17 protein-coding genes and 1 pseudogene are annotated in these 10,265 nt (G+C 72.2%); 11 read left to right on the plus strand and 7 right to left on the minus strand.

Translation table 11 applies throughout. The features are described 5' to 3' along the window. Positions 1 to 157 precede the first annotated feature (157 nt). Positions 158 to 583, plus strand: coding sequence for a helix-turn-helix domain-containing protein (locus tag FNQ90_RS04730; RefSeq protein ID WP_143625020.1), 426 nt, complete (start codon positions 158 to 160; stop codon positions 581 to 583). 5 nt (positions 584 to 588) lie between these two features. Then, positions 589 to 1,005 carry a VOC family protein gene (locus FNQ90_RS04735; RefSeq protein ID WP_182605119.1) on the plus strand — a complete coding sequence of 139 codons (417 nt, stop codon included), beginning with the start codon at positions 589 to 591 and terminating at the stop codon, positions 1,003 to 1,005. Between the two features lie 94 nt (positions 1,006 to 1,099). On the opposite strand, the gene FNQ90_RS04740 is transcribed toward FNQ90_RS04735, so the two are convergent. Further along, positions 1,100 to 1,690, minus strand: a complete 591-nt coding sequence (locus FNQ90_RS04740; protein ID WP_182605106.1) for a CGNR zinc finger domain-containing protein — start codon at positions 1,688 to 1,690, stop codon at positions 1,100 to 1,102. Positions 1,691 to 1,732: 42 nt separating this feature from the next. Between FNQ90_RS04740 and FNQ90_RS04745 the strand changes: the two genes are divergently transcribed. Together FNQ90_RS04745 and FNQ90_RS04750 are read left to right on the plus strand one after the other, a co-directional pair. Further along, positions 1,733 to 2,194, plus strand: coding sequence for a VOC family protein (locus tag FNQ90_RS04745; RefSeq protein ID WP_182605107.1), 462 nt, complete (start codon positions 1,733 to 1,735; stop codon positions 2,192 to 2,194). 135 nt (positions 2,195 to 2,329) lie between these two features. Continuing rightward, positions 2,330 to 2,740 (plus strand): four-helix bundle copper-binding protein, encoded by a 411-nt coding sequence (locus tag FNQ90_RS04750; RefSeq protein ID WP_182605108.1) that lies wholly within the window; start codon positions 2,330 to 2,332, stop codon positions 2,738 to 2,740. Between the two features lie 176 nt (positions 2,741 to 2,916). Here the strand turns inward: FNQ90_RS04750 and FNQ90_RS27035 are convergent, their stop codons facing one another. The 4 genes from FNQ90_RS27035 to FNQ90_RS04770 all read right to left on the minus strand — a co-directional run bounded on the left by FNQ90_RS27035 (position 2,917) and on the right by FNQ90_RS04770 (position 4,518). Next, positions 2,917 to 3,063 carry a hypothetical protein gene (locus FNQ90_RS27035; RefSeq protein ID WP_228470858.1) on the minus strand — a complete coding sequence of 49 codons (147 nt, stop codon included), beginning with the start codon at positions 3,061 to 3,063 and terminating at the stop codon, positions 2,917 to 2,919. 176 nt (positions 3,064 to 3,239) lie between these two features. Next, positions 3,240 to 3,857 (minus strand): TOPRIM nucleotidyl transferase/hydrolase domain-containing protein, encoded by a 618-nt coding sequence (locus FNQ90_RS04760; RefSeq protein ID WP_182605110.1) that lies wholly within the window; start codon positions 3,855 to 3,857, stop codon positions 3,240 to 3,242. A 167-nt stretch (positions 3,858 to 4,024) separates the two neighbouring features. Further along, positions 4,025 to 4,264 carry a DUF7848 domain-containing protein gene (locus FNQ90_RS04765; RefSeq protein ID WP_182605111.1) on the minus strand — a complete coding sequence of 80 codons (240 nt, stop codon included), beginning with the start codon at positions 4,262 to 4,264 and terminating at the stop codon, positions 4,025 to 4,027. Continuing rightward, positions 4,261 to 4,518 carry a hypothetical protein gene (locus FNQ90_RS04770; RefSeq protein ID WP_182605112.1) on the minus strand — a complete coding sequence of 86 codons (258 nt, stop codon included), beginning with the start codon at positions 4,516 to 4,518 and terminating at the stop codon, positions 4,261 to 4,263. The genes FNQ90_RS04765 and FNQ90_RS04770 overlap by 4 nt, the downstream gene beginning before the upstream one ends. A 104-nt stretch (positions 4,519 to 4,622) precedes the next feature. Here FNQ90_RS04770 and FNQ90_RS04775 point away from each other — a divergent pair, with 104 nt between their 5' ends. The 6 genes from FNQ90_RS04775 to FNQ90_RS04800 all read left to right on the plus strand — a co-directional run bounded on the left by FNQ90_RS04775 (position 4,623) and on the right by FNQ90_RS04800 (position 8,291). Beyond that, positions 4,623 to 5,453 (plus strand): helix-turn-helix domain-containing protein, encoded by an 831-nt coding sequence (locus FNQ90_RS04775; protein WP_182605113.1) that lies wholly within the window; start codon positions 4,623 to 4,625, stop codon positions 5,451 to 5,453. Then, complete coding sequence (locus FNQ90_RS04780) at positions 5,450 to 5,650, plus strand: DUF397 domain-containing protein (protein ID WP_182605114.1); 201 nt, start codon at positions 5,450 to 5,452, stop codon at positions 5,648 to 5,650. The genes FNQ90_RS04775 and FNQ90_RS04780 overlap by 4 nt, the downstream gene beginning before the upstream one ends. Before the next feature lie 152 nt (positions 5,651 to 5,802). Continuing rightward, complete coding sequence (locus FNQ90_RS04785; RefSeq protein ID WP_182605115.1) at positions 5,803 to 6,444, plus strand: class I SAM-dependent methyltransferase; 642 nt, start codon at positions 5,803 to 5,805, stop codon at positions 6,442 to 6,444. A gap of 176 nt (positions 6,445 to 6,620) precedes the next feature. After that, positions 6,621 to 6,890: a type II toxin-antitoxin system Phd/YefM family antitoxin gene (locus FNQ90_RS04790; protein WP_182605120.1), complete on the plus strand. Its 270-nt coding sequence runs from the start codon at positions 6,621 to 6,623 to the stop codon at positions 6,888 to 6,890. Further along, positions 6,880 to 7,347, plus strand: coding sequence for a type II toxin-antitoxin system VapC family toxin (locus tag FNQ90_RS04795; protein ID WP_182605116.1), 468 nt, complete (start codon positions 6,880 to 6,882; stop codon positions 7,345 to 7,347). The genes FNQ90_RS04790 and FNQ90_RS04795 overlap by 11 nt, the downstream gene beginning before the upstream one ends. 692 nt (positions 7,348 to 8,039) lie before the next feature. Continuing rightward, complete coding sequence (locus FNQ90_RS04800; RefSeq protein ID WP_182605121.1) at positions 8,040 to 8,291, plus strand: hypothetical protein; 252 nt, start codon at positions 8,040 to 8,042, stop codon at positions 8,289 to 8,291. Between the two features lie 82 nt (positions 8,292 to 8,373). Here the strand turns inward: FNQ90_RS04800 and FNQ90_RS04805 are convergent, their stop codons facing one another. Together FNQ90_RS04805 and FNQ90_RS04810 are read right to left on the minus strand one after the other, a co-directional pair. Beyond that, entirely contained in the window at positions 8,374 to 9,321 is a 948-nt protein-coding gene (locus FNQ90_RS04805; RefSeq protein ID WP_182605117.1) for a LolA family protein, read from the minus strand. Positions 9,322 to 9,613: 292 nt separating this feature from the next. Beyond that, positions 9,614 to 9,849 (minus strand): annotated as a pseudogene (locus FNQ90_RS04810) (helix-turn-helix transcriptional regulator); the annotation flags it as partial. A 121-nt stretch (positions 9,850 to 9,970) separates the two neighbouring features. Here FNQ90_RS04810 and FNQ90_RS04815 point away from each other — a divergent pair. Next, the coding region (locus tag FNQ90_RS04815; protein ID WP_182605118.1) for a DUF3224 domain-containing protein at positions 9,971 to 10,265 on the plus strand (295 nt) is incomplete at its 3' end.

Raw genomic sequence — 10,265 nt, forward strand, 5'->3', positions numbered from 1 at the left:
ACCGGAGGTCCGCTGAAAAACCGGCCTCTGCCCCGCCCTCTCGACCCCACCCCACCAGGACCTTCACAATGGGGTCCTCATCACCCCTGTGAGGGGTCACCGCCGCCACCATCCCGCGTGCGCCACCCCTGTCGGTAAGGGGTGGGATGCTGGGCGGATGATGCTGTCGGACCTGGCACGGCTGCGCCGGACCCGTGACCTGATGGACCGCGACTACGCGGAGCCGCTCGACGTCCCGGCGCTGGCCCGGGTCGCCCACATGTCGCCCGGTCACTTCTCCCGCAGCTTCCGCGCCGCCTTCGGCGAGACGCCGTACAACCACCTCATGACCCGCCGGATCGAACGGGCCAAGGCGCTGCTGCGGCGCGGGGACCTGTCGGTGACGGAGGTCTGCATGGCAGTGGGCTGTACCTCGCTGGGGTCGTTCAGCTCACGCTTCACCGAGTTGGTCGGCGAGAGCCCGAGCGCCTATCGCGCCCGCGACCACTCCGAGGGCGCTGCGGTCCCGCCCTGCGTCGCCAAGGTCTTCACCCGACCGGTCAGGAACGGAGAAGCCCGGCGGCCCCGTCCGGTCGTAGCGTGATCGACATGGACATCAAACTCTCGCAGTGCTTCATCGCCGTCGACGACCACGACAAGGCGCTCGCCTTCTACCGGGACGCCCTCGGGCTGGAGGTGCGCAACGACGTCGGGTTCGAGGGGATGCGGTGGGTGACCATCGGGTCGCCCTCGCAGCCCGATGTGGAGATCGTGCTGGAGCCGCCGCTCGCCGACCCGAACGCCTCGGACGAGGACCGGCGGACCATGGCGGAGCTGCTGGCCAAGGGGATGCTGCGGGCCGTGATCTTCTCCACCGACGACTGCGACGCGACCTTCGAGCACGTCCGGGCGGCCGGTGGCGAGGTGATGCAGGAGCCGATCGACCAGCCCTACGGGGTGCGGGACTGCGCCTTCCGCGATCCGTCCGGCAACATGCTGCGCTTCACCCAGCGCCGCAAGAGCTGACCGGCCCGGCCCCACGGGGCCGCGACCCCGCCGGTGCCCGCTGCCGGGTCGTGCTCACGGTCCGGCAGCGGGCACCGGGGCGTTCGGAAGCCCCTCACCCCTCCCCGCCCCGGGCGCGGTGGGCGCGCACCTTGTGGCGGTTGCCGCAGTTCGCCATCGAGCACCAGCGGCGTCGGCCGGGGCGGGACAGGTCCAGGTACAGCAGCCGGCACCGCTCCCCGGCGCACTCCCGCAGCCGGTCACCGCGCGGCCCGCCGAGCAGGTCCACGGCGTCCCGGGCGATCTCGGTCATCAGCCGGGGGACGTCCGCGCCGGGCGCGGCGACCCGTGCGTTCCCGGGCCCCAGCAGGGTGACCAGCGGCGGTCCGGCGGCGGCCTCGTTGAGCGCCGAGAGGTCCCCGTCGGTCGGCGGGCCGATGGGCGGATCGACGGCCCCGGCCCGCGCCGAGGCCAGCCGCCACAGGGCGTCCCGCAGTCGCCGCAGGGCGGCCGGGTCCTCCGGCCCGACGGTGACCCCCGGGCGGGGGTCGAGTCGGCACTCGGTGATCCACCGCCGCACGTCCTCGGGCCCGTGCAGGCTCTCGTACCGGTCGTAGGGTCCGGGCCCGCCGGTGACCAGCAACTCCAGGCACAGCGCCCCGGCGTCGAAGCGGTAGGGCGCGCCGCTCGCGGTGCGCATCGCCATTCCGGTTGTGGCCTCCATCACGTAACCACTATAAAGGGTTACATGGGCACCACCTGGAAAGTCGTCTTCGACGCCGACGACGCCAACCGCCTCGCGGACTTCTGGGCCGGCGCGCTCGGGTACGAGGTGGAGGACGTGTCGCCGCTCATCGAGAACCTGCTCGCCGCCGGCCACATCACCGGCGACGAACTCGTGGAACACGACGGACGCCGCACCTGGCGCGACTACGCCGGCATCCGGCACCCCGAGGACCCCGTCGACCCGCGCTCCGGCATCGGGCTGGGTCGCCGCCTGCTCTTCCAGCACGTCCCCGAGGCCAAGACGGTCAAGAACCGCCTGCACATCGACGTGCAGGAGGCGCAAGGCGACCCCGAACGCCTCGCCGCCCTGGTGGGAAGACTGGAGGCACTCGGCGCCCGGGTGCTGCGCGAAGTGGATCAGGGGCCGGCCGGCCGCTGGGTGATCATGGCCGACCCCGAGGGCAACGAGTTCTGCGCCTCCTGACCCGGGGATGGCCGGAAAACACCGCCTTCACCGGTGTTTGTCCCCCGCCCCATCGGTCACCCGAATCGGTGTTGGCGGGATGTTCCCGGCACGGCGAACGGCCGTGCCCGTCCCGCCGGGATCGCGAGGACCGACATGACCACCGTGGTGAAGGAGATGCTGGAGACCTACCCGGCCGACCTCGGCGACGTGGACCGGGAGGCGCTGGCCCGCTGCATCGAGGAGTGCGTGGCCTGCGCCCAGGCGTGTACCGCCTGCGCCGACGCCTGCCTGTCGGAGGAGAACCCCGCCGAACTGTCCAAGTGCATCCGCACCAACATGGACTGCGCCGACGTGTGCACCGCCACGGCCTCCGTGCTCTCCCGGCACACCGGCTATGACGCCCACCTGACCCGGGCCGTCGTCCAGGCCTGCCTGACCGCCTGTCGCACCTGTGCGGAGGAGTGCGAACGCCACGCGGAGACGCACGAGCACTGCCGGCACTGCGCCGAGTCCTGCCGCCGCTGCGCGGACGCCTGCGAGGCCCTGCTCCTCCGCCTCGGCTGAGCGGGACCGTCGGGGTTCGGGGTTCCCGTTCGGACGAGAACCCGGCCCTCACGCGGGAGAGGTGATCAGCCCTACGCGGGGCCTTTCCGGAGGGCACGCCCCCGGGGCGATCACACCTTGACGACTTCCACGCCGGGTTCGCGAAGCAGGCGAACGGCCTCCTCCGGCGAAGGCCCTCACAGTCCGGGCTCGGCGTGCCGGACCTCGTGCAGTGGCCCGCCCCGGTCATGGCGGAGCAGAACGCGCGCCGCCTCCACCTCGTCCCGGGTCAAGGGATCGTCGGTCGTCTCGAAGTCGGCCACGATCTCGCGAAGCCGCTCCATGGCCACCTCCCACCCCGGCGTCTCGGCCGCGCAGGCGGAAACGCCCCCCGGGCCCACGGTGGAGCGCGCGGTTTCGGTGAGGTCCCCGGAAGGGCCGACCGAGCACTTGTCCGCGCCACCCGTACCGCTCACCTCGGCAGCCGGGGAGCGCTCGGAGCGGCGGTTCGTCCCCTGCCTCACAGGCTCGCGAGAAGGTCGTCGAGCGGGCCGGGTGTCCGGTCCGGGGCGAGGGCCTCGGCCAGAAGCCGGCCGTAGCGGATCTTGCGCCCCTTCCTGGTACCGAGAAAGCGCCGCGCCTGCTGATGCGGGGACCGGTCGTGCTGGGCGGGTTGCCGCAGGAAGGTCTGCCAGGAACGGAAGTCGCCCTCGGCGCGGAAGATCTCCTCGACTCCCGGGATGCCGAGCGCGCGGAGGAGTTCGTCCTCCAGGTCCGCCCTGCACACGTGGATGTCCCGCAGGGGTGCTCCCGCCCGCCTCAAGCCGCGTTCGTAGAAGCCCTGTTCGGCCTCGTCGCACAGCCCCGTCAGGCGCAGACCGAGACCGGGCGGTCCCAGCAGAGCGGCGTAACCCCCGATACTCATCGCCCCGCCCATCGGCACGACACACACTCCTCCGGCCGCCAGGTCCCGGCCACGTCGCGTGGCCAGTGCCTCGACGGCCGCGAGATCACTCAGCCCCTCCACGAGCACCGCGACCCGCACCCCCGAGCTTTCCGCCAGGTCACGCGCCGCGGCCCCGGGGCCACCCGCCGCCCAGCCGGTGACCGCCTCCCGGAAAGCCCTCATGTCCGCCATGCGACGAGTCTGCACCTCCCGCCGCCCGCGTGGCGCGGGATCGGGCGCCCACCGGGCGAACTCCACGACGAACACGACGAAGCGGGGGGCTTCCCGTTCATCGTCTTTCCGGGGAGCGCGATGGTGGTCCGCCTCGGCCCTCCTCCCGATCGTCGCCGTCGGCGCCTTCACAGCCACTCCCCGGGGACCGCCCGGTAGGGGCGGGTGACGATCTCGCGGTACGACAGGTGTTCGGATTTTTCACCGAGGTGGGTGACGATCCACTCGCCGGCCGTGTCGGTGCTCTCCGCCGTCGGGCCGCCCTCTCCGCACACCGCGCAGCGCACGGTGAAGGTGATCGCCTCGGCGTCCGGTTCGGTGTCCGGCTCGATGGTGTACTCGCGGAAGCGGTGGACGGAACGGCTCACCGCGCCCCCAACTCGCGGAAGTGGGCCTCGATCGCCTCGGTCAACACGGCCTGACGCCTGCGGAGTTCGGCGAGCGACGACGCATCGGTGGGGCGGCGCTCCTCCTCCGTCCGCGCCGGGCCGAACGGGGGCGGGGAAGCCTCCGCCCCGTTCCTCCGCTCGGGCGGAGGGACGTTCTCCTCCAGAATCGGTCCGTCACCGGACGGCGGGGACGGGCGTTCGGGAAGTCCCGGGAGCGGGTCTTGAGCACACACGACTGTTCCTCTCCGTAGCGAAATCACTACCAAGGGGGATCAGCGTCGCCTACCGTTGGGGCTTCCTCAACTTGCGTTTTCCGTTCGCAGAGATGGGATCCGCCATGGTGAACCGCAAGGAACTCGACCCCGACAGCTCTCCCTGCGCGGCCTTCGGGGAACGTCTGCGCAGGCTGCGCGACGAACGGGGATGGACCCAGGAGGAATTGGCCGAGCGGATCGGGTGCACCGGCACCCACATCTCGGCCGTGGAAACCGGTCGCCGTCCTCCAACCAAACGTTTCGCCGCAAGTGCCGACAGGGCCTTCCGGACGGGGGACAGCCTGGAACGCCAGAGCATGGCCCTGCGCCAAACGGCCCTGCTGGAAGGGTTCCCGGAGTACGTCAAACATGAGGCGCGGGCCGTGGAGATTCGCCTGTACGAGGTTGGGGTCATTCACGGCCTGCTGCAAACCCGGGAGTACGCGGAGGCTTTGGAAGCGGACGCGGTACGCCGGGAGGCGATCACGGAGGAGCAGGCGACCGAACGTGTCGATCTCATCGTCCGGAGACAGGCCACGCTGACCCGGTCCCCTTCACCTCTGATTCATGTGGTGCTCGACGAGGGATGTCTTCTGAGACCGATGGGGAACGCCGGCGTCATGAAGGCGCAGTTCGACCTTCTGGTGGAGTTCGCCGAGCGACCGAACACCCTGTTGCAGGTGGCGCCGTTCAACATGGGAGCCCGCCGGCCGTTCAGCCTGCCCATCACCGTGTTGACGCTTCCGGACCGGTCGCTCATGTCCTACGCGGAGTCCTCTCAGCGTGGCCATCTCGAACGGGACAGCGACTCCGTGGTGCCCGTTCTCACGACCTACCATCAACTGCAGGCCGAAGCGCTTCCACAGGCTGCATCCGTGGCAATGATCGAACAGCTGCGAAAGGGCACCTCGTGATTCCCGTGTCTCCCGACTGGTTCAAGTCCTCCTACAGCGGCAACGGCGGTCAGTGCGTCGAGGTCGCGGCCAATCTCGCCGGCCCCCTCGGCGTGGTCCCCGTCCGTGACTCCAAGAACCCCCACGGCCCGGCGCTCATACTGCCCACCGCCTCGTTCGCCTCGTTCGTGACGGGGATCAGGGCGGGCGGCGTCTGATCACCGGGCCCCCAACGGGGCACCGGCCCCGCCGTGCCTCCGGCCGGACACGCGGCGGGGCTCGCCCGGGCCGGCCGGAAATCCGCCGACCCGGGAGCTCGTTCGGGAAAACGGGCGGCGGAGGGACGGGCGAGGCCCTACCGTCCTCGTTCGTGATCGATTCCTCCTCGTACCTCCGTGCCACGGCGGACGCCTACGATGCCGTCGCCGTCCGTTACGCCGAGTTCGTGCGTGCCGAATTCGACGGCCTTCCGTTGGATCGTGCGGTGCTCGCCGCGTTCGCCGAGTACGTGCGGGCCGCCGGGGCCGGGCCCGTCGCCGAACTGGGTTGCGGGCCCGGGCGGGTGACCGCGCACCTGCGGGATCTGGGGTTGGACGTCTTCGGCGTCGACCTGTCGCCGGTGATGATCGAGCTCGCCCGCGAGGCGTACCCGGACCTGCGGTTCGAGGTGGGTTCCATGCATGCCCTGGACCTGGCGGACGAGCGGCTGCGGGGCATCGTGTCCTGGTATTCGATCATCCACGTCCCCCCGCGGGACGTCCCCTCGTACCTCGCCGAGTTCCGGCGGGTGATGGCGCCCGGCGGTCATCTCCTGCTCGCCTTCTTCGAGTCGGAGGGCGGCCCGCCGGCGGCGTTCGACCACAAGGTGACGACGGCCCACCGGTGGCCGATCGACGACCTGGCGGGCCTGGCCGGGGAGGCCGGGTTCGTGGAGGTCGGCCGGATGTTGCGGGAGCCGCGCGAGGGCGAACGGTTCCGCCGGGGCCACCTGCTGATGCGCAACGGCGGGTAACCCGGCTGACCAGCCGCCCGGGGGCTCTGCGTGACACCACGCGGGAGGCCGCTCCCGGGCTCGGCGTGACCACCGACCCGCCCCGCTCGCCCGCCGCTGTCGCGGCCGAAGGAGTGGCGGAGCGCCACCTTCAGCGCCCGTGGCACGGGGTGGCACCGGGTACCACCGTGGCCGGTATGAGCGTTCCGCCCGAAATCACCCAGCGGGACCTGCGGCACCGATCCCGCGAGATCATGGACGCCGTACAGGGCGGTCAGTCGTTCACCGTCACCCGTGACGGACACCCGATCGGTCAACTCGTCCCTCTACGGCGACGCCGGCGATTCGTCACCCGTCAGGAGTTCGCCGCGATGTCCCGGACCGCCCCGGGACTCGACCCCGACACGTTCCGTTCCGACCAGGACGCCATGGCCGACACCCACTCGGACGATCCGTATGACCGCTGAGCGCCCCGGGTATCGGCAGGGGCTCCTGGACACCAACATCATGATTTTGCGCCGATGGGTGGATCCGGGGGAGCTACCGGGTGAAATGGCGATCACCGCCATCACCCTCGCCGAGTTGTCCGCCGGCCCGCACCAGGTGCGTCGCAACGATGAACAGAGCGACTACGACGAATATGCCGAACGTGCCCGCAGACTCGACATCCTGCAGCGCGCCGAGCACGAGTTCGACCCCGTTCCCTTCGATGCCGAAGCGGCCCGCGTCCACGGCCGCATCTGCGCCGCCGTGATCGGAGCGGGCCGGCAACCACGCCGCCGGGTGACCGATCTGATGATCGCCGCCATCGCCGTGGCGGCGGATCTTCCCCTCTTCACCACCAACCCCGACGACTTCAAGGGACTGGAGGGCCTCCTCACCGTCGTACCGGTCACCCGTCCGAAGGTGCCGCACGGGGGCTGACCCGGAACACCAACGCGCACCCCGGCCCCGTGAGGGACTCATCCCCCGACACCCGCTTCAGGGGGCGGGTGGCCCGGGTTTCCGCGTCCCCGTGCCCGGCCGGCATCGAGAGCGGGCGGATGTCCGTCCGGTGAGCGGGATCTCGCGCGGAAGGGGAGACCACCGGGTGCTCGGAGTCATATCCTGATGACCTGTGAGAGGTTGCTCGCGTTGCCGCTACGCACGCCCCGCGCACACCGGCTGCGGCCCGGGTTGCCGGTCGGCCGGTCGGATCCGGTCCCCCGGCCCGGCGGGGCGTCGCTGCCTGCGCCAGCGCGCCACCGACCGTCGCATCACGCGCCCCTGGAGGAACGGAAGTTCACGATGACCCTGACGAGAGGTCGGACGGGAGGGGCGGAAGACCGTCGGTGGCCCGGTCCGTTCCCACTCGTCGGTGACGGGGCATGAACGACCACCCCGGTGACCCCGGTTCGGCGGACAACGCCGCCGGGGGCGCCGACTCCCCGGACGACTCCGTTCCCCGGATCCCGGAGCGCCGGCCGGCGCCCGGGGAGTCGTTCCCGGTGCGCTCACGCCCTCCCCACGGGCCGGGTTTCCCCGGCCCTTTCCCGTCCCCGGTCCCCTCCCCCGGTAGGCACCGGGGCGCGCCCGCGTCCGAGGGGCCGGCCGGGGCGCAGGGTCCCGAGGTCCCGGTGGCCGGGGAGACCTCCGGGAAGCCCGGCGTCGTCCCGTGCGGCGACGCGGACGGAGGGACCCCCCGGGACGACGCCTTCGCCCCGGATCCCCCGGGCGGGGTGGTGTGCTGCAACTGTGAGCGCCGCACCACCGCGCCCACCCCGGTCCGCTACGTGCAGAGCATGAGCGGACCGGGCTTCATCCTCTACGCCTGCCCCCAGTGCGTGCTGAACGTGCCGCACGGCCCGCTCCCCGACGACATGACGTGAGGCCCCGGCGGGCCCCGGCGAAGGGGTTCCGGGGCCGCGTCCCGGCGGACGGCCGGTGTGCCGGAGGCCCGGCCCGGCCGGGTCAGCCCTCCAGGGAGTCGTACGCGTGGTGCTCGTCGGCGAAGAGCCCGCCCCCGAAGAGGCCGGGGAGGGCGAGGTCGTCCAGCGCGCCCGGCTCGTTGAGGTCCACGATCTCGGCGTCCGCCGGCGGCGTGAAGTCGAAGCTGCCACCGGCCGGCTTCTCGTAGCTGATCCGGGAGAAGGCGATGTCCAGCAGCGGCCGGTCGGTGCCCTCGATGGTGACCGCCAGCGGCACACCGGTCTCGGCGTCCACGGCGATCCGCACCGACTCCACGGCGCCCATGGGGGACTCCTCGGCGGCGGCGCGCGCCTCCTCGCCGGTCGGGACGACCAGGATCTCGTACGCCTCCCGGCCGGCCACCCGGGCGGTGCCGTCCACGGTGATCTCGGCGTGCTCGCCGGCCGCCTCCAGCAGCTGACGGGCCGCCTCCTGCGGGGTGAGGCCGCCCAGTTCCCCGTGCGGGCCGGACGGGTCGCGGTCCTCGTACTCATCGAGGGCCGCATCCCACTCCTCCCGGGGCAGGACCGCGTGGTAGGCGGTGTTGGAGGTGCCGTCGTACATCCAGATCTCGCCCTCCACGTGGAAGACGCTGAACTCCTCGTCGCCCTCGGCGATGACCAGGCGCTGCCGCTCGGGACCGTCCACCGCGATCCGCAGGGTGTTGTTGCCGGTGGCCAGGCCGGCCAGGTGACCGGCGGGGCCGCCCATGGAGCGGGCCAGCTCGCTGACGCCCGGCACGTCGAAACCGCTGCGCACCCGAACCGTCCCCGAGAGCTGCTCGGTCTCGGACTCGATGATGCGCACCATCAGCGCGTCGACACCGACCTCCGGCAGCTCCGGTCCCCGCTCCCCCGCGAGCGCGGGGTACACACCGGCGCCGATCGCGGAAACCGCGACGACGACCGCCAGCGGAATGCCCACCCGACGCAGACCCGTCTTCGCTGCCATGACTCCCCAACTCCCTCTGTCGGCGACCTCGTCCCCCGGTCGTCCTCCGAATAACCCCATTCCACCCCGGGAGGGGGCCGCCGGGCATCGGCCCCGGGTCGCGTTCCGGTGTCCTCCGACGGGATGACCCCGACCCCCGGGGCCGGCGCCCGCCCCTAGGGGCCGTGGCCGGTCGGCTCCGGGGCCGTTACCGTTCCGGGTCGGGGGTGGAGCGCGGTGAGGTGTACCGGCGTGCGGTGACCTCCGCTTCCCGGGCGACCGCCTCGCGCAGCTCCGGCGGGCCGATGACCTCGGCCCCCGCCTCGGCGTCGGAGAGGCCGGTCAGGCGGGTGCGGTACCCGTCCACCAGGCGGAAGCCACCCGGGGGCCGCGCTCGGCCACGACCGGCACCCCGGAGGCCCCCAGCGCCTCGATGTCCCGGTGGATCGTGCGCACCGAGACCTCCGGTTCGGCGGCGAGTTCGCGGGCTGTCATCCGTCCCCGGTTCTGCAGCAGCAGGAGCAGGGAGAGGAGGCGGTCGGCTCGCACGGCGTCATTCTCGCGCGCCTCCCCGGATCCCGTGGCCGTACCTGCCGAAAGGTGTCATGTACGGCGGCCGGGCTGGTGAACGACCGCGCGGAGGGCGCGCGGCCGATCGGAAGGACCTGCCGTGCACGCACAGACCTCGGGCCACTTCGTCAACTCCCGCTGGGAGGAGCGCCCCCTCGGCCCCGGGGGGACGGGGCCCCGCCTCGCCCGGGCCTCCGTGTCCAACACCTTCACCGGCGTCATCGAGGCCGGTGACACCGACTGCGTCCACGCCATCGCCTACGCGGCCGACGGCGGCGGCTCCTACACCGGGATGCAGTTGCCGACCGGGCGGGTGGCGGGCCGGGAGGGTTCCCTCGTCCCGGAGGAGCGCGGCTCGTTCGGGGCCGACGGCACCGTGCGGGGCGCCTTCGAGG

Source organism: Streptomyces alkaliphilus, from assembly GCF_014141535.1.
GTDB classification, from domain to species: Bacteria; Actinomycetota; Actinomycetes; order Streptomycetales; family Streptomycetaceae; genus Streptomyces; species Streptomyces alkaliphilus.

Excerpts from the sequence above, each read along its gene's own strand:
- FNQ90_RS04745 (WP_182605107.1), top strand. The coding sequence starts at position 1,733 with ATGGGCACCACCTGGAAAGTCGTCTTCGACGCCGACGACGCCAACCGC.
- FNQ90_RS04805 (WP_182605117.1), bottom strand. The coding sequence starts at position 9,321 with ATGGCAGCGAAGACGGGTCTGCGTCGGGTGGGCATTCCGCTGGCGGTC.
- FNQ90_RS04760 (WP_182605110.1), bottom strand. The coding sequence starts at position 3,857 with ATGGCGGACATGAGGGCTTTCCGGGAGGCGGTCACCGGCTGGGCGGCG.
- FNQ90_RS04795 (WP_182605116.1), top strand. The coding sequence starts at position 6,880 with ATGACCGCTGAGCGCCCCGGGTATCGGCAGGGGCTCCTGGACACCAAC.
- FNQ90_RS04775 (WP_182605113.1), top strand. The coding sequence starts at position 4,623 with ATGGTGAACCGCAAGGAACTCGACCCCGACAGCTCTCCCTGCGCGGCC.
- FNQ90_RS04735 (WP_182605119.1), top strand. The coding sequence starts at position 589 with ATGGACATCAAACTCTCGCAGTGCTTCATCGCCGTCGACGACCACGAC.
- FNQ90_RS04790 (WP_182605120.1), top strand. The coding sequence starts at position 6,621 with ATGAGCGTTCCGCCCGAAATCACCCAGCGGGACCTGCGGCACCGATCC.
- FNQ90_RS04750 (WP_182605108.1), top strand. The coding sequence starts at position 2,330 with ATGACCACCGTGGTGAAGGAGATGCTGGAGACCTACCCGGCCGACCTC.
- FNQ90_RS04730 (WP_143625020.1), top strand. The coding sequence starts at position 158 with ATGATGCTGTCGGACCTGGCACGGCTGCGCCGGACCCGTGACCTGATG.
- FNQ90_RS04740 (WP_182605106.1), bottom strand. The coding sequence starts at position 1,690 with ATGGCGATGCGCACCGCGAGCGGCGCGCCCTACCGCTTCGACGCCGGG.
- FNQ90_RS27035 (WP_228470858.1), bottom strand. The coding sequence starts at position 3,063 with ATGGAGCGGCTTCGCGAGATCGTGGCCGACTTCGAGACGACCGACGAT.